The following is a 17,747-nucleotide window of genomic DNA, read 5'->3' as shown; positions in this document are numbered from 1 at the left end:
CTATTAGCACTAATTGATTGAACAGCTGCTTCTCAACGACTTGATATGCAACAAGTATAATCTTGGTCATCTGACATTAGTTACCATTTTATGCCAACCTGTTAATACATCTGCCAGTTATACCAACCCAATTAACCTTCATCTCTAAATTTAGCCTTAATTTCTACAATTTGCTCAATATTTTCAACAAACAATTGCACTAATTTAGGCTCAAAGTGACTGCCCGCTTCTCGTTCAAGTAAGGCTACAGCTTCCTCAACAGACCAAGGTTTTTTATAAGGGCGCTCACTGGTCAAAGCATCAAATACATCTGCCACAGCCACAATCCGGCCATAAAGTGGAATTTCTTCACCTTTCAGTCCATTGGGATAACCTGTTCCGTCCCACTTTTCATGATGAGTCAATGCCACCTCTTGTGCGATTTTTAAAAGAGGTGAATCATTATCGCCAAGTATTTCAGCTCCAATGACACAATGATGTTTCATTTCATCAAATTCTTCAGCGGTTAATTTGCCAGGCTTTTTTAAAATGGCATCTGAGACGCCAATTTTGCCAACATCATGCATAGGTGCGGCATGCATTAATACTTCAGCATCTGCTTCATTGATACCCGCTGCTAACGCCAAAATATGCGTGTAGTAGCTCATACGAATAACATGCATTCCTGTTTCATTGTCTTTGTATTCAGCCGCTCTGCCTAGCTTTCTAATAACATCGAGTTGATTTTGCGCAATTTCAGCCGTTTTTTGCTGCACTTTTATCGCCAGCATACGATTTTGATCTGTCAGCGCTAACTGAGTCTGCACACGACGTTGAACAATAGGAGGATTAAACGGTTTGGTAATATAATCAGCGGCGCCAATATTTAGCCCTTTAATTTCATCATCAGCTGAAATTTTCGCAGTAACAAAAATGACAGGTATATGGTGAGTTCTTTCATCCGCTTTTAATTCCTGACAGACCTCATAGCCATCTATTCCCGGCATCATTATGTCGAGTAAAATTAAATCCAACGGAATCGCTCTAGCAATCTTCAGCGCTTGCTCACCATTTTTTGCGATTTTGATATGATAATCAGCCTTCAGCACACCCGCGAGAACATCAATATTTGCTGGAGTATCGTCTACCACCAATATTGTTTGTTTTTCCATCTGTTCTCCTATCGCTAAATGTTATGTAAACAAGGTGCTGACGAAAATGTCAGCTAAGAATCAAGTTGATTTAATTGCTCAATCATTTGCTTAGCTATTTCCATAGCCGTATCTAATTCATATTCGCTTAACTGCTTTTCTAATAATTTATAATTATGAAGTAATGGCTCGACATTCAAGCATTCACCGTGGTCGTCTAAATACTCAGTTGCTTCCATATCAAAGCTTTCAAGCATCGTAATCAGTGCTGATAAGGTTTTAATCGCTAATGGTTTATCTAAGGTTAGACTATTTTGTTGAGCTGATAATGTCGGCATTGAGTTATTAATCTCTGTGCATACTTCACTAAGCGCTTTTTCCAATATAAGAACAGTCTTAACATTACTTTCTGCTAACTCTTGCTCAAGCTTAGCGGCTAATTCTGCTAAGTGTTCAGCGCCAATCATTCCTGCAACACCTTTTAAAGTGTGCACAAGTCGCATTGCTAACGTCTCATCGTTAATTGCTATCGCACGGGTGAAAGCCCCCACAAAACCCGATTGCCCAGCAACAAATTTTGCCAACAGTTTACGGTAAAGCGCTACATCGCCTTGCGTTCTTTGCAGACCTTGCGCTGCATTTATCGATTTAAATTGATTAACAAAATCATGATCGTTATTTATATCAATTGTCAGGCTATTCACATCAATAGGATTTGCTGGCGATATCCATTTAGCCATTGTGATAAACATTGCTTCTACATCAATAGGTTTAGGGATATGATCATTCATGCCAGAGGCTATGGCTTTTTCTCTATCGCCAGCCATAGCATTTGCCGTCATCGCAATTATCGGTAAATCAGCATTTTCAGCAATGGCTCGTAATTTTGATGCCGCTGTATACCCATCCATTACAGGCATTTGGCAGTCCATTAGAATACCGTCAAACTTTTCTTTAGCTGCCAAATCCAGTGCTTCTTGCCCATTTTGAGCTAACGTGGTGATAATTTGTTTGCTGTTTAATAGTTCTTCAATCAATTCTTGATTCAAATCGTTATCTTCAGCGATTAACACACTGGCACCAGCCAAATCAGTTAAAGCTTGTGTTAATTCGCTTTTAGAGGTGGTATCTGCGGCATAAGGGCTAGCATCTGACAGAACGTAAGATAAGGTTTTCACCAAATTAGTCTGAGTTTGTGGCTTAGTTAAAATACTATCAAAGTGCACATCAGATGCACTCATGAGTAAGTCTTCTTTGCCGTATGCAGTAATCATAATGAGCTTAGGCTTTATCTCAGGCTCAAGCTCGCCAATAAAGCGTGCGACATCTAAGCCACTGACTTCGGGCATTTGCCAATCGACTATCGCCACATCTGGCCGCTCACCTGCATTAATTAAATCTATAGCTGCCTGGCCTGATTCAAGCGCTTTTACTTTCATGCCGGCTCTCATCAACAAGCTTGATAACACTTCACGGGCAGCTTGGTTATCATCGACTAACAATGCCGACTTCCCTTCAAAACTTACATGCTGATTTGCATTTCGAGGAGAAGAAGCAATAGGGTTTAAATCAAAAGTAGTGGAAAGATTGAACGTACTCCCAACCCCTACTTCACTACTTAATGTGATGCTGCCCCCCATCAATTCAGCTAGATTTTTACATATGGCTAAACCTAAACCTGTGCCGCCATATTTTCGTGTTGTTGAAGCATCTGCTTGTGAAAAGGCATTAAATAATCTCGATTGCTGCTCAAGGCTCATACCAATACCAGAGTCTTTCACAGAAAATGTTAAATAAGCTTGAGTTGACGTGAGCTTGTCTAGCATCACCGAGATAATGATATTGCCATTATCTGTAAATTTAACCGCATTATTGGCTAAATTAATTAATACTTGGCCAACTCGTAAGGGATCACCAAGTAAGTTTTCAGGGATCTTGTCATCAATATCAAATAGCAGCTCTAGTCCTTTCTCTGCCACCTTTATACCAATTAAATTACTTACATTATTAAGTAAGTCATCAATACTTAGGTCAATATTTTCAATATCTAACTTGCCAGCTTCAATCTTAGAAAAATCAAGAATATCGTTAATAATGCCCAATAATGATTGGGCTGAGTTATTGGTTTTTTCAATATAGTTACGTTGCTGACGGGTTAACTCTGTTTCAAGCGCTAAGTGAGACATACCAATTATCGCATTCATCGGCGTACGAATTTCATGACTCATGTTCGCTAAGAAATCACCTTTTGCTTTATTAGCATTGTCAGCCTCAGCAATGGCGTCCGCTAACTCACGCTCCAATTCTTTTGCAGCGTTAACATTAATATGTACTCCACTAATGCGTTCAGGCATGCCTTTGTCATCAAATTCTGACGTCTGACCGATACTTAAAATCCAGTCATAGCTACCGTCTTGTCGAAGCAACCTGAATTCCTGACGGACAATCTGATTTGGGTCGTGTTCGACAATGGACTTAGCGTCAAAAATATCAGCTTCATCATCGGGGTGAACTAGCGATGCAAATGTTTCTACACCATTTTTTAATGGCGACCATTTATCTTCGTTGGCGCAAACATCAAGTTGGCGATACCCCAGCATTTCGCTGTACATTCGATTAACGACAACACGATTTTGATTCGGATAAAAATCCCACATTCCCATCTGTGCACTTTTTGCTGCGACTTCAAGCTTCTCTTCTGAATCAAGTAATAAGTTTTCAGCTAATTTCTGTTCAGTAATATCAAATACTGTACCGTCGAAATAGCATTCTTGCTCATTATCAGTTAATTCGAATTTCGCCATAATCTGGACATAACGTAACTCGCCAGAGCGATTCATAATCCGCATATCGAGTAATACTTTGCCATTTTGTAATGCAGCTTCGCGAACCTTTTCAAAAAAACCTTCGCCGTCGTTCCCTACTGCCAAATCAACGAAACGCCTTACAGGGTTCTTACCAATAAAGTCACTCACTGGATAACCGGTAATATGTTCGAAATTCGGGCTAATATAAAAAACGGTAAAGTTATTTTTCTTCAAATCGACGTAATTACAACGAAATACTGCTCCTTGTATATTCTCAACTAAGGTCTGATATTGCTGCTGATTCTTCAGCATTTCAGCCCTAACAGTCTCTTGTTCGTTGACATCGAGTAGCGCTAAACGGATCTCAGCTAAACTCCCATCGGGATGAAACTCGGTTCGTACCGATAATGACACCGCCAACGCGCCACTTGAGTGAGTGTGTAAATACAATCTCGCATCTGAGGTATCTTCACCTTGTAATGCCGATTCAAAAATCTGTTTTCCCTCACCATCATCTGTTGCTAATACATCCATCCATTGCAATGTCGCAAATGCTTCACGGTCATGACCGGTTATCTCAGCAAACTGCTTGTTATGCTTGGTAAAATTGCCATTTTTATCTAAGGTGGCATAAGCTACAGGCGAGTTTTCATATAAATCCCATAACCTATTTTCACGTTCTTGCAGATCTTTGGTTCTAATCGAAATGGTTTTTTCTAATTTTTCATTATTGATTTGCAATCGCTGCAATACATGACGACTCAGCCACAAACTGGCAGACGTGAGCAATAAACAAGACAAAGCAATAATGCAAATTAGGGTAATAATGATATTTTTAAAATATTGAAAATTACTGCTCGCTTCATCAATACTCATTTCTGTCACAATGCCGAAACCGTATCGCTCATCCCACTTCCAAGCACCGATAACTTCGACACCTAGATAATTTCGATAACTTTTAAAAGAGTTACCATTATTTTGCGAGCTCACTTGCTCAGCAGCATAGGTTAAACGTCTTTCATTATGACTTTCGGCGGCGGGTTCATCTGGCGTTAACTCTCGCTGAGGGTTAGTGACATAAAGATTAAGTACTGACATTTGACCAGGCTCTAATAAGCCAAGCGAAACTAATTTATCTTCATGGCGACTGTGAGATAACATCCTGCCCTTGTGATCAACAAAGTATGACTCACCAGTATCACCCACAGCGCCACTTTGGGTTAAGTTTGCGAACTCTAAATATGGATCAATTCGTAACGATAACACTGCTGTAATTTCACCGTTATCTTGAATAATTGGGCTGAGTACAAACATGGTTGGAGTATCTGAACGGGTAATCCCCAAGGGATTTAACAAGGGAACATCTGAGCGCATTGGTGGGGTTATGACGACTTTACCGCTTATCGCTTCATTAAATAAATTAGGATAGATACGTTTTACAATGTTAGTTAAACCAAGGTTTGTATCTCGGCTAGACGCGAGATTTTTACCATCTAAGCTAATAATAAAAAAACCTAATGATCCAAAAGAGTCACTGTAACGTTCATAAGCATCCCTAGACCAAATTAAGTGCTCACTGTCTAGTAACTCTTCTTTATCTGCGCCAATATTTTCTAGTTTAATGGCTCGCTTTAATAACAAAGGGTTTGTCGCAACCGCATTTACACGGTCTTCCCAACCTTTTACCCATGACGACAAAGCGGCATCCGTCGTTAAGGCTACAGACTCTAATGCTTCAGAGCTTTTTTCAATATCATGTTTATAAGCTATGTTAAGCCCGATGTTGGCAATCGTTGTCATTAAAGCCAAAAAACTACAGACGATTAAGCCAATATAAAGGCGGTTTTTGTCATTGGAAAAAAAACGCGTAATGTCTTCATTTGCTTCGGTGCGCAAACGTAAAAATAGCCAACCTAAGAAAATAAGTAATCCCACTGAAGCCAACATCAAAAACGCATTGATTTCCATAACCTTCCTTATTTCGGGCGCAAACCCTGAATCTACATAATGACTTAATTACTCATGCGGGAGATACACTGACACACTAGTCGTTTGGTTTGTATCATCAACATCTAATGCCACTTTACCTTGCTGAGCCTCGGCAAGTAATTTTGCTGAATATGTCCCAATTCCTGTGCCATCGCTTTTGCCAGCTGAAACATACTTTTGCCAAAAATGTTGTCGGATATCTTCATCCACAACACCAATATTTTGAATACTCACTTTTAAGAAGGCTTGTTTGGTTTCAGGCTCCTGCTCACGTTGTAGCATCAGCGAAACTCGTGTTTTACTTGGCGCAGCTTCACATGCATTCTTTAATAAATTGAATAACATGGAATAACTTAAACTTTCATCACCCATTGCAACGTAATCTTCATCACCGTCTTCTTCGCAATCAAGATAGATAAGCAAGTGCTTAACCTGAAACGTTTTCTTTAACACAGCAATGATTTTTTGGATAAGGGCGAGTATAGAGAATCGTTTAGGGCTTAACACAAAACGCCCCGTTTCAATTTTATACAGTTCACTGGACATATTAATCATGTTCAACAACTGAAATGTCATGTCCTCAGCAATCGTCGCATTTTCAGCGTTATTTTTAGAAATATGTGGGTCTGACTTAATTTGCTCAATCAATGCCATTAACCCTGCAATAGGCCCCTTTAAATCATGCTGTAAAACTTGCTGTACTTCTTGTTTGAGTTTTTCATTTGCCACTAAACTGTCGAAATCTGATTGCAAATTCTTATGCATAGTCACATAAGCCATCAGATTCCGTACTCTTAATTTGAGTAGTTCGGGTTGTATTGGTTTACTGATATAGTCGACTGCCCCACCATCAAGTCCTTGCAGTTGATACTTATCTTCTGTGAGTGCGGTGACAAAAATGACGGGAATATGCTCCGACAATGGATGTTTTCGAAGTTGCTTTAACACCTCAAAGCCATTCATATCTGGCATCATAATATCTAATAAAATAATATCTGGAGGCGTGTCAGACTGAGCGATTTCAAGCGCCTTCGCCCCATGTTTAGCCAGTTTAACTTGGTACTCGTCTTTTAATAATCCACCTAATAAGGTTAAGTTATCGGCAGTATCATCAACAATAAGTACTGATGATTTTTGATGTTTATCTTGCTTAGTAAGATTGAGGGCTATATCACTTTCTGCATCTGATTGCTCACTCGTCGATGTTGCCTCTTGTGCTACAACACCAGCTTTATTACTCACAAAACCTTGTAAGCATTGAGTGACCCTTTGTTGCAATATCATGCTGTTAAATGGTTTGATGACAATATCAGTCACACCTTCTGCAATGGCCTGACTGACGCGTTCTCTGGCAGCTTCTGCCGTGATCATTAGAAAAGGGATATATTGAAATTTTGGTGTGCTTCGAACCACACAGAGTAATTCAATTCCAGACATGACCGGCATGTTCCAATCAGAAATAATAAGGTCAACATGGGTGTTTTTAAGTATGTGTAGTGCCTTCGCGCCATTTTCAGCTTGATAAATTTGGCCAACACCAAAGCGACGTAATTGATCAGAACTAATTTTGCGAATGGCGTCCATATCATCCACTATTAACACGGTTTTCTTCGCTAATTCCATGAAACCTCTTCTATCTGAATCAAGCAACCAAACTGAAAGATAACGCTTTATTCGTTCGCCTTTAAGAGTCTGTTTGTGACATTTTTGCCCCGACTAAACTTGCCACAATAATTGCCATATAAAATTGCCCACAAATGGCCTCAGAAAAAGCAAAAAAGCGAGCAATGGGCATATTTGGAGAAATCTCACCATAACCTACGGTCGTTAGGGTGATATAGCTGTAATAGATTGCCGTCGAAAAATTATCAGTCCACTTCTGCACTTCAATGCCATTAAAAGCGGGGCCAAATATCTCAATCAATAGTAAATATATAAAAGCCCAAATTAGCCCTAATAGTAAAAATATACAGATAGAACCTATAATCTGATTCGTGGATATTTTGCCGCTGAACAATACTTGTTTTGCTGCGCGATAGGTTGCAACGACGAGAAAAGCCAAAATTGTTAATAAGCCAACAATATCAAGGTTAAGTAACTCAAAAACCGAGCCAATACTGGCAAATAACAACGTCGTGATCATTAAGCCAAAGGTTGATCGAATCCAGCGTTTATTCTCGCCTAGACCGATAACAGCAATAGACAAGCTCATGACTGTGGTACCAACAATAATCATTTGCCCAGCTTCAAAAAACTGCTCAACCAAAGCTGCACTTAACAGCACTAATATTAACGAGCCAAGAAGGTAAATAAAGTTATCTTCTTGGGACATATGTTTATTCATTAAGCTTTACCTTTACTCTTTTTCTGCATCTGGTAACACAGATTCACTATCAAGCTCAGCCGTTTCAACCACAAGCCAAGCTGAGAAAAGTTTGTAACTCAATGCAAGTACAACGGCTCCAACAAATAAGCCAACAATGCCAGATAGAATCATCCCACCAATTGCACCTAGCAATATCACTAACATAGGAATATCAACACCGCGCCCCATTAACATAGGTTTTAAAAATGCGTCACTGGCACTCACCAAAATACTCCAAATCATGAACATAATGGCTACCGTTGAAGATTCCACGGTAAATACATACGCAATAATAGGACCCAAAATTAAAATAGGCGGCAGCTGAATAATGGCTAAAATAAGAACCAGTAACATCCAAATACCCGTACCCGGTACACCAGCTAAACCTAAGCCAATACCCGCTAAAATGGATTGAATAAATGCCACGCCAATAACGCCTTGCACCACACTACGAACCGTTGCTACCGCAAGTTCAGAAAACTCTTCACCATGTTTACCAGCAAGCCTTACCGAAACCTTATGAAACATCTGGTTTGAGCCTTGGGCCCGAGACATGAATACACCTGCAATAATAATCGAAATCAGAAACTGTAAGACGGTCATCCCAAAACTGCCGAATATACTTGCAGCCTTAGACGAGAACCCTTTGATTTCATCAGCGTAGGTTCTGACAACTTTTTCTAAGTCAGAAGAAACCGAAGACCAAAAGTTGTACAGCTTTTCACCTACTAACGGTAAATCAGCTACAGATTCTTTGGGCGCAGGAATCACTAAAGTACCGTCATGGACTTCAGCGATAAAATCTTGAGTGCCTGACACTATCGCGCCAGAAAAAAGGAAAGTCGGAACTAGTAGTAATGACAGAGCAAGTAACGTGACCAGCAAGCTAGATTTACCCACCGATAGTTTTACTTTTTTACTGAGTAATATCACCACTGGATAGAGTGCAATAGCAATAATACCACCCCATAGAATCGGCATGATAAACGGCTGAATAATTTTAAAACACCAAATCACCATGATGAAAATTAGCGCAATTTTAATCGCAGCATCAACAGCAGCATGAGTAAACTCAGATGCAGTTGTTATTTTTTTCTCACTCATAAGTTGTCTTTCCCTGCTTTATTGGCAATCCATTTATCAATATTAAACGAAACCATGAATCGACATAGTGTCGTTAACTTGTTTAAACAAAAGTCATTTATGTTTCATTTGCTATTAAAATATAGCGTAAGTTATATAAGATTACACTGAGTTAAAAATAAAAATATTAATTCGCTATTATTTTTTTATTAACTGGTTTTTCTCGCTAAGCACAGGGGCATATTTAATATAAAACTGAGATTAATCAGTCATATGTGATCGCGACAATTGTCATGCTCCCAGCGAAGCAAACACGACTATCAGTAATTCAATCGCAACATGAATATAATTGAAGTTAATTAAGATAAGTTCTTTCTGAATTCACGTGGTGAAACGCCAGCTAAACGTTTAAACGCACGCGAAAAATGGGCGACATCAGCATACCCTAATGCGGATGAAATTTGAGTAACGGGTACACTAGGATCATTTAACATCAACTTTGCTTGTTCAAAGCAAATGCCTTCAATCACTTTGCTGTAACTCAATCCTTCTTCTGTGAGGCGGCGCTGTAAAGTGCGTACACTGAGTCCTAATAAATCCGCTGCGGTGGTAATTGAAATTCGTCCCATGCTCAAATAAGGCGTGAGAGCATGAGTAAAGCTATCAATAAATCGCTCAGGCCCCTCAATTACAGCCTGTGGGGGTTGGCTCCAGCCTTTTTTATACTTAACGCTTTGCGACAACACTTCGGCAGAAATGCTCACAGCAGTGACACTGCGTGCATAATAAATTTGTGACTTACTAACCTTTAATTCACTTAAGTAATCCACTTCGCTTGGAGACTGTAGAGCAATTTCCTCAGGTGACCACTGGCTCTGAGTTAACACCCTAATTAGCTCAAGCATCATAGTTAATGCAAACAGTTCTGCGAGATTGGCATCAAAAGAATGTTTAATATTTCGGTATCGTGCGAACCACACTTTGTTAACCGAGGTTTTAAGCTGAATATTGGTCTGTTTTGATTCACTGTTTACAAGATGGGTAAACTCAAGCAATGCGTCTCTTACCGTGCCATTTAATGCCATTTTAGCAAGATGCTGCGGCACAAAAATACTTCTCGCCACTTGCTCTAACCAATTGGCAAACCGCTTAGAGTTCAGCTTGCGATACATGATTGCCAGTAATTTTTGCAGTGCCGCTTCTGAAAGGTATTCAGGTTTAGAGGAAAGTACAGTATCTGGCAGGCCAGCTTCTTTCAGAACAGGGTATATATTATTTTCAAAATCTTTAAATCTAACAATGAAAGGAACAAAGTATTCGGCACGTAATAGCGGAATGTAATGGTTCTCTTCCAGTGTTTTTTTAGATTCAGCTTGAACTGCAGCTTGAGTTTTGTTTTTTGCGTTACTTTGGGTTTCGGTCATGATGTGATTACCTTTAACGCCTAGATACTGTTTAAAAAAGCTGCCTATACCTGTTATTTAAATCAATTTAAATTTCGCCTGCTGTCACTCAAGATTAATCTGTTTACTCATCAAACAGCGGTTCTTTTTTGTAAAAATCGCCAATTTCTCGTTTCTAAAAAGAAAGAAGCAACAACCATATACACCCCGACAATAAATAGTTGAGCAATACGAATAWAGAAATTCGTCGCCACATCAGCGTCTGTGGATGATGCCGTAGAGCCAACAACCACTAACAGCGCCGAGAAAATACCCGCAAAAATGGGGGCCTTAATAGGATCTGCATAAATTTTTTGACTAAATATTAAGGCGCACATCATGGCTAGGCCGATATAAAAAACAAGTTCAGGTACAATCACTAGCATGTTATAAAACACTATCGCTAATACCCCGCCTATCCCATTGGTAATCAATAAGAAAAGGCTCACTTTTACACTTTTACTTCCGGCAGATTGTAACGATAAAATAGCAATAAATATCATCGTTAGTAAGGCGCCTGTTATCTCAAACAAAAAGAAGAAAGTAATAACAGGAAACGCAATAATCAGCGCTCTCACCGATTCATATAAGCGCTCATCTGTTGTCAATCCAGCTTCAATATGAGATTCACGATTGGGCGATAAGTCAGGTAGTAAAATATGTAATAAGGCAAATATTAATACCGACACGACACCAGAAAAACTCAAACCCACACCGACAAAAATGGCGGCTCCAGGATGTAAAATCCCTAAATATGGCAAAACTAATGTAGAAATAATTAAGATAGTGGCAAAAAAATTCCACTTGGGATCGGAGAACAAATAATAAGCCCACAGCATCAACACGGCCAGCAAAGGTAATAGCACGAGCGGGTATTGCACTGGGCCAAAACTGACCAACCAAGCAATACCGATAGTCACGACCATTGAAATCAACAATTCATAAACGGTTTGAATTGTTGGCTCGACTCTATCAACAAGAAACTTAGCCACAAATACCGGCACGATAAACGCTAATTGCCAAGCAAACACCGCCGAAATACCAACTGCGAGTCCAATACCTAGAGTGAAGCGCAATACACGTCGTGTATATATTGCTTCTTCTAATTCAGGATCAAGTGTCGCTACCGCCTTATCTGACATAAGAGAACCAGCTAACAAGACGGATCCAGAACTTACCAAATAGGTTCATTATCGAGCTCTCTTTGGTGTAGACCATCACGTCGGCTTGTCCGCCAACACGACGTAACCCTTTAGCTTCCTCTTCATCAAATACAATCGTGACAGGGAAGCGTTGAGATTGTCTTAACCAACCCGTTTGCCCTGTCGTTTGCGCTAATTTACCCGTTTGCTCGTTTTGGCCCCAATCGACACCATAATCAATGTAGGCGACTTTACCTGTAAAGACTTCTCCAGGCGCGTAATCAAGTGCGAATTCCACTTTATCGCCAGGCTTCATATTGCCAATACTGTTTTCTCTAAAGTTTGCTTCAATCCACACATCTTCAGAAGAAATAAACGTCATAACAGGCTGGCCTGCATTGGCATAAAAGCCTTCTTTTAAACGGAAGTTTGATGCAACACCATCTGTTGGCGCTTTAATTTCGGTTCTTGCTAAATTAAGCTCGGCCTGTTCTAACGCTAACAGTGCAGATTTAACGGCGGTATTATTTTCACCTTCAGAACCTAAACGTTCTTCTGCTTTAGCTAAATCAGCTTTTGCAGCTGCGACACCAGACTCAGCACTGACTAACTCAGCACGGGCATTGTCGGCATCAGCTTGTGACATAACTTGTTGCTCAACCATGGTAAAAATACGCTTTGATTGTACCTGCGCATTTTTATAATTCGCTTCCGCATTAGCCACTTTAGCCTTGGCAGCTGTCACATTCGCAGTTAATGCCCCCATATTTTGCCCTGCTTGGGTCACTTGCTGTTGAGCAGTAAAYAAGGCAATTTCATAATCTCTTGGATTAATACGAGCTAACACTTCCCCTTCACGGACCAAAGTATTTGCAGTGGTAAGAATTTCAATTACCTCACCTGACACTTGAGGTGTAATCGGCACAACATATCCGCGTACTCGTCCTAAGTCCGTTGACGGTATATAGCGATCGGCAAATAAATGGAATACAAATAAAAAGCACACCACTAGCAAAATAATATTAGTAATTTTTCGGATTTTTTGATTCTTAGCTTTGTCAGCAGGTGCATCTGGTGAGGCATTATCGGCGACAACATCGGTTTTTTGAGCTTCTTCTGTAGGCTTTTCTTCTTGCGTTGAAGGAAGCTCTTTTTTATTTTCTGTCATATCTTTCCCTTGAATAGCCACACGAAATAACGTTTACAAGACTTTATTTCAACACCGACAATGTTAACAAGTATTCAATCAGTTGTTAGCAGAATTCAAGTATAGAATTATTTTGCTAAAGATCTCAAATATAACGATTAAATTCTCAAACAATATATCGCTATTCAGTACGGAAAAATAAGCAAAGTGACAGATAAATGAAGTCAGTTATACACCTATAATGGTCATCTACTCACTTCATTTTCAGGATGTACACAGATTAGTTTTTTGAAAAGCTCTGTAATGCAGTCATCGCAGCAGAAGCTTTATCTGCAGGAACGAAGATGTGATCATGGTAGTAAGCCGCAATCACATTAGCACTGATATTATGCTGCGTCAGTTTATCTGATATTGCTGCCGTTAAGCCAACCGCTTCAAGGCTCGAGTGAACGGTTAACGTGATTTGCTTAAATTTTGCCTCAAATGGCAGGTATGCCTGTGTGGCACTTTCCGCCGATAACACTAAGGTTAAGCCTTCTTTTTCTTGAAAAAAACATACTGGATTAAGGTGAACATAATCAGCAATTCGCCCCGTTACAGAACAAAAAACAAATTCCCCAGCTTGAAGTTCTGGAGACATACTTGATAATAATTGCGATAAATCAGTCATTCCTGTCATTGCCGTTTCCTGTGCTATCTCAGTTTGCATAATGTCTTATTACAGATAATTACCATTTTCATTTTGAGCCAATATGATTCGATAACACCTTTCTTTAGTTTTATTCTGTAATCCAATTTTCATTAGAATCGTCTTGAAACATAATGCCTCAATAACCGGCTAAAAGTTGTTAGCTATAAGTAAGTGAGGCACAAGTAAAACCAACTGTTTTTGTCCTGCTTTAATGATTTGTTAAGTGCTAATTGTCAAATCATCAGGAGAAACTCCTGCACCAAGTACGATTGACCAAGCTCTAACTTTCCAATTTTTTACTAAGCCGTTTTGAACATACGGATCTTGTTTAGCAAACTTCTCCGCAATATCAGGAGAACTACCTTTAAAAAGTAATACAGCTCCATCGCTAGGCTCAGTTAATGCACCACCTAACAGTAATTCACCGCGTTCTACAGCAGATAAAGCAAGTTTAATATGCTCATCTCGGTAAGTTTCTCTTCGAGAGATATAATCAGAAACTACATCATAAGTTAGTAGAAAATACATATTCGGCTTAATCCTTTACACCTAGACATAATGACTCCCCACTAAAGATGCTGATCTCCAATTAATCGTGGGTTAGCTGAAAGCCAGAGCCATAATAGTTTTGTCAAAGAAACTAAATCGGAGATCAGCATGAATAAACATAACATACTTTTTATTGGCCTAGATACTCATAAAGAATTTGTTGAAGTGGCCTACATTGAAGATCAACGTGGTGCCCAAGCTATTCATTTTGGACGAGTTTCAAGCGTTAAAGCCTCTATAACCAAACTTGCTAGGCAGTTCCAATCTAAGTATCCAACGGCCACTCTGCATTTCGTTTATGAGGCTGGCCCATGTGGCTATTGGATTTATCGACTGCTCACGAGTTTAGGTCATTGCTGCTATGTCATTGCGCCTTCGCTAATACCCAAAAAGCCTGGTGAGAAGGTTAAAACAGATAAACGGGATGCATTGAAGCTGGCTAAACTGCTCAAATCTGAAGACCTCACCGCTATCTATGTTCCTGAGCCTGAAGATGAAGCCATTAGGGGCTTATCTCGGGCACGAGAAACGGCGATGAAGGACTTAAAAGATGCCAAATACCAACTAAAAGCACTGCAACTCAGAAACAACATCAACTACAGAGGTACTGCCAATTGGTCGCTGAAACATTTGCGTTGGCTCACTGAGCTTATCTTGCCGCATCCTAGTCAACAGATCGTCTTGCAAGAATACTTACAAACCATTTCAGAGCGCATAGCACGGCTTAAACGGCTCGATAATGAGCTAGAACACCATGTAAAAAACTGGCGTTATTATCCTGTAGTCAAAGCGATACAAGCATTACGGGGTGTGAGGTTATTAGTTGCCGCTGGCGTGATTGCAGAATTAGGTGATTTAACCCGTTTTGACCATCCTAGAAAATTAATGAGTTACGTAGGATTAGTGCCATCGGAACATTCCAGTGGTGGCAAGCGGCATCTTGGTGCGATAACAAAATGCGGCAATGGCAGAGCAAGGCGGTTATTAGTCGAAGGTGCACACTCATATCGCTTTCCAGCCAATATCTCAACAGACATACAGAAACGACAAGAAGACTTACCAAAACAGATTATTGATATTGCATGGCAAGCCCAGTTAAGGCTGTGCCGTCGATATCAAAAACTCATGCATAAAGGTAAGCATTACAACCTTGTCGTGACCGCGATAGCCAGAGAAATGATTGCTTATATCTGGGCTATTTCACGGGAAGTGGTGTTGACACAAGTTAACCCTAAACTACGGTTATCGAGAGTACCTGCATGATAAACCTTTTTGAGCTAATGCAGTGGGTCAAGCATCGGATGTGGCACAATCACCGACAGCGTTAGGATGGCAATACTGCGAAAGCGGTATTGAACCACGAACATAGACTGAAGACAGGTGTCACGACGCCTAATGTTTTCATATGAGTTGTAAGGTAGGCGCTGCTTGTTGAAAGACAAGTAATCCACGAATATCAGCATGACAACCGACGAAATTACTTGCTTCATCGACTGTGTTAGCTCAATACCAATTGAGTCAAAAGATCAAAACTAGGCTTAAATATTTAGGCCGAAATAGTCATGTTCTGCTTGACGTGGGGAGTCATACCAACGCCCGCCTAACACGCAATGCGTTGGCATGGCTTTTTGCGTTTTTTGCCAAAACCATGACAACATAACATTGTCGGAGTTTAGGCGCTTGTTATACATCAAATTCACCACTGCTATTTATGTATGTAATAGCAGACGCTAAGCTTTCTTTAGTCCAAATATCTATTTCAGACTCAGCTTTCATGTAGTTGTCGGTGAAGTCTTGAGCAAAAGCTAAGTACCCTTCTTCGGACTCATAATAGTACTCCATATTTTTCAGCCACAAGTGCTTAATAGCAATATGAATTGTGTCGGATAGATCTAATACTTCTTCAACAACCAAAGGCCAATCAGAATGAGATGAATCAAAAACTTTTTGGATGTTCATTTCTTGAATTTGTCTATATCTATCTGAGCTAACAAAACCTAATGTATTTAAGATGTAGGACTCAAAAAAAAGATAAATTGGATTTTCTTTATACCTAGGTATCTCGAACACTGACATGGACTATCCTTGATGTATAACGAATGATATGGACTCCCCTTACCAAATGGCCGCGATGTGCCATATTGAAAGTGCAAACATTCAATCAAGGAGAGTCCATATGTCCTTAATTAAAGCAATTGGTATCACTCTTTTTTATATCAAAAGCAGCCAAATTAGTTTTTAGTATTCATGGTGTAGATGAATACGGTAAAACTAAACTAAAGCAAACAGTTAAAAGAAACAAGCTGTTAGAGAAAATCGCTAACATTCCACCTTGCATCATTGGAATGGAAGCTTGTTCTGGTGCTCACTACTGGGCAAGGGAATTTACAAAATACGGCCACGACGTACGTACTCCTTACTAGCTTAGAGTGGCATCTAAATTTGTTATCCCTTACCGTCAAAGTGAAAAGAACGATGCCAATGATGCTGAAGCAATATGTGAAGCAGTAACAAGACCTAAAACACGCTTTGTCAGTATTAAAAGCGAAGAACAACAAGCTGTTTTATGCTTACATCGCATTAGGCAAGGTCAAATCAAAGACCGTACTGCCATGATTAATCGTTTACGCGGCTTGCTATCAGAATTCGGCATCATCATGCCTAAAGGTCGCTATCCAGCACAAAAGCACATTGTTGAAATCTTAGAAGATACCGACAACGCCTTACCCGCTTTAGCAAGAGAGCTACTCAATGACTTATGGCAAAGCATCAAGCTACAAAACCAAGACATATTAAAGTCTGATAGGAAGCTTTATGCCCTTGCTAATCAAATGAAAGACGCCAAGCGTTTAATGACGATTCCAGGCATTGGTGAAGTCACCGCTACAGCCGTTGTAGCCACAGTTAGTGATGCGAAACACTTTTCAACTAGCCGCCAATTCGCAGCTTGGATAGGCTTAGTACCGAAACAATATTCAACAGGTGGCAAGCCGACGTTAGGCAGAATAAGTAAACGCGGTGAGAAGCATATCCGCACCTCATTAATACACGGTGCTCGCGCTGTCATCGCAAACTGTACTAACAAAATGGATAGAACCAGTTTATGGATTAAAGCGCTTATCGAGCGTAGAGGCTTTAAACGGGCTGTCATCGCCCTAGCAGCAAAGAATGCACGATTAATTTGGTCATTACTTCAATCGGGTAATGAATACCAAGTTAACTATGTAAAAACGTAAAAAGGTTTAACCCACACGGTTAACCCCACCGAGTCGACGCATTAGCAATTGACGATAACACGGTCAGACCGAGAGCAATTGAATCTGGTTAGTTGGGAAGTACATCTTGCTCGAAAGAGTCAGTAATACTGTTTAACGAATGAGATCTTTGCTCAAGCGCAAATCA

14 protein-coding genes and 1 pseudogene are annotated in these 17,747 nt (G+C 39.9%); 2 read left to right on the top strand and 13 right to left on the bottom strand.

The genetic code is table 11. The annotated features are described in order from the left end of the window. Positions 1-131: 131 nt before the first annotated feature. From A9267_RS08300 to A9267_RS08255, 10 genes are all read right to left on the bottom strand, one after another. Complete coding sequence (locus A9267_RS08300; protein ID WP_065108887.1) at positions 132-1,151, bottom strand: HD-GYP domain-containing protein; 1,020 nt, start codon at positions 1,149-1,151, stop codon at positions 132-134. Positions 1,152-1,204: 53 nt separating this feature from the next. Further along, positions 1,205-5,905, bottom strand: a complete 4,701-nt coding sequence (locus A9267_RS08295) for a response regulator (protein ID WP_065108886.1) — start codon at positions 5,903-5,905, stop codon at positions 1,205-1,207. A 48-nt stretch (positions 5,906-5,953) separates the two neighbouring features. Next, positions 5,954-7,549 carry a hybrid sensor histidine kinase/response regulator gene (locus A9267_RS08290; RefSeq protein ID WP_065108885.1) on the bottom strand — a complete coding sequence of 532 codons (1,596 nt, stop codon included), beginning with the start codon at positions 7,547-7,549 and terminating at the stop codon, positions 5,954-5,956. A 61-nt stretch (positions 7,550-7,610) separates the two neighbouring features. Continuing rightward, positions 7,611-8,270 (bottom strand): potassium channel family protein, encoded by a 660-nt coding sequence (locus tag A9267_RS08285; protein ID WP_055026378.1) that lies wholly within the window; start codon positions 8,268-8,270, stop codon positions 7,611-7,613. A gap of 12 nt (positions 8,271-8,282) precedes the next feature. After that, positions 8,283-9,395, bottom strand: a complete 1,113-nt coding sequence (locus A9267_RS08280; protein ID WP_055026377.1) for an AI-2E family transporter — start codon at positions 9,393-9,395, stop codon at positions 8,283-8,285. A 338-nt stretch (positions 9,396-9,733) separates the two neighbouring features. Further along, entirely contained in the window at positions 9,734-10,798 is a 1,065-nt protein-coding gene (locus tag A9267_RS08275) for a helix-turn-helix domain-containing protein (protein ID WP_065108884.1), read from the bottom strand. 110 nt (positions 10,799-10,908) lie between these two features. Then, positions 10,909-11,958, bottom strand: a complete 1,050-nt coding sequence (locus tag A9267_RS08270; RefSeq protein WP_065108883.1) for a DUF2955 domain-containing protein — start codon at positions 11,956-11,958, stop codon at positions 10,909-10,911. Then, positions 11,948-13,126 (bottom strand): HlyD family secretion protein, encoded by a 1,179-nt coding sequence (locus A9267_RS08265; RefSeq protein WP_055026374.1) that lies wholly within the window; start codon positions 13,124-13,126, stop codon positions 11,948-11,950. Before A9267_RS08265 ends, A9267_RS08270 begins: the two co-directional genes overlap by 11 nt. A 259-nt stretch (positions 13,127-13,385) precedes the next feature. Then, positions 13,386-13,784, bottom strand: coding sequence for an ACT domain-containing protein (locus A9267_RS08260; protein WP_065108882.1), 399 nt, complete (start codon positions 13,782-13,784; stop codon positions 13,386-13,388). A gap of 231 nt (positions 13,785-14,015) precedes the next feature. After that, positions 14,016-14,324, bottom strand: a complete 309-nt coding sequence (locus A9267_RS08255) for a YciI-like protein (protein WP_065108881.1) — start codon at positions 14,322-14,324, stop codon at positions 14,016-14,018. 129 nt (positions 14,325-14,453) lie between these two features. Here A9267_RS08255 and A9267_RS08250 point away from each other — a divergent pair, with 129 nt between their 5' ends. Beyond that, entirely contained in the window at positions 14,454-15,608 is a 1,155-nt protein-coding gene (locus A9267_RS08250) for an IS110 family transposase (RefSeq protein ID WP_065108880.1), read from the top strand. A 14-nt stretch (positions 15,609-15,622) separates the two neighbouring features. Here A9267_RS08250 and A9267_RS21770 read toward each other — a convergent pair whose 3' ends face one another. Genes A9267_RS21770 through A9267_RS08245 form a run of 3 tightly spaced genes read right to left on the bottom strand, consistent with a single transcriptional unit; the run spans position 15,623 to position 16,421 of the window. Continuing rightward, positions 15,623-15,835 carry a hypothetical protein gene (locus tag A9267_RS21770; RefSeq protein ID WP_156669127.1) on the bottom strand — a complete coding sequence of 71 codons (213 nt, stop codon included), beginning with the start codon at positions 15,833-15,835 and terminating at the stop codon, positions 15,623-15,625. A gap of 48 nt (positions 15,836-15,883) precedes the next feature. After that, positions 15,884-16,036: a hypothetical protein gene (locus A9267_RS21765; RefSeq protein ID WP_156669126.1), complete on the bottom strand. Its 153-nt coding sequence runs from the start codon at positions 16,034-16,036 to the stop codon at positions 15,884-15,886. Next, positions 16,029-16,421, bottom strand: coding sequence for a hypothetical protein (locus tag A9267_RS08245; protein ID WP_065108879.1), 393 nt, complete (start codon positions 16,419-16,421; stop codon positions 16,029-16,031). The genes A9267_RS21765 and A9267_RS08245 overlap by 8 nt, the downstream gene beginning before the upstream one ends. 100 nt (positions 16,422-16,521) lie before the next feature. Between A9267_RS08245 and A9267_RS08240 the strand changes: the two are divergent. Then, a pseudogene (locus tag A9267_RS08240) lies at positions 16,522-17,581 on the top strand (IS110 family transposase). Positions 17,582-17,747: the final 166 nt, after the last annotated feature.

The organism is Shewanella sp. UCD-FRSSP16_17, from assembly GCF_001675935.1.
GTDB classification, from domain to species: Bacteria; Pseudomonadota; Gammaproteobacteria; order Enterobacterales; family Shewanellaceae; genus Shewanella; species Shewanella japonica.
Note: the sequence above shows the minus strand (reverse complement) of the source record. Positions and strands in the feature narration are given on the sequence as shown.

Coding starts and splice junctions, on each gene's coding strand:
- A9267_RS21765 (WP_156669126.1), bottom strand. CDS start 16,036: ATGTATAACAAGCGCCTAAACTCCGACAATGTTATGTTGTCATGGTTT.
- A9267_RS08300 (WP_065108887.1), bottom strand. CDS start 1,151: ATGGAAAAACAAACAATATTGGTGGTAGACGATACTCCAGCAAATATT.
- A9267_RS08255 (WP_065108881.1), bottom strand. CDS start 14,324: ATGTATTTTCTACTAACTTATGATGTAGTTTCTGATTATATCTCTCGA.
- A9267_RS08295 (WP_065108886.1), bottom strand. CDS start 5,905: ATGGAAATCAATGCGTTTTTGATGTTGGCTTCAGTGGGATTACTTATT.
- A9267_RS08250 (WP_065108880.1), top strand. CDS start 14,454: ATGAATAAACATAACATACTTTTTATTGGCCTAGATACTCATAAAGAA.
- A9267_RS08280 (WP_055026377.1), bottom strand. CDS start 9,395: ATGAGTGAGAAAAAAATAACAACTGCATCTGAGTTTACTCATGCTGCT.
- A9267_RS08290 (WP_065108885.1), bottom strand. CDS start 7,549: ATGGAATTAGCGAAGAAAACCGTGTTAATAGTGGATGATATGGACGCC.
- A9267_RS08275 (WP_065108884.1), bottom strand. CDS start 10,798: ATGACCGAAACCCAAAGTAACGCAAAAAACAAAACTCAAGCTGCAGTT.
- A9267_RS21770 (WP_156669127.1), bottom strand. CDS start 15,835: ATGAAGCAAGTAATTTCGTCGGTTGTCATGCTGATATTCGTGGATTAC.
- A9267_RS08260 (WP_065108882.1), bottom strand. CDS start 13,784: ATGACAGGAATGACTGATTTATCGCAATTATTATCAAGTATGTCTCCA.
- A9267_RS08285 (WP_055026378.1), bottom strand. CDS start 8,270: ATGAATAAACATATGTCCCAAGAAGATAACTTTATTTACCTTCTTGGC.
- A9267_RS08245 (WP_065108879.1), bottom strand. CDS start 16,421: ATGTCAGTGTTCGAGATACCTAGGTATAAAGAAAATCCAATTTATCTT.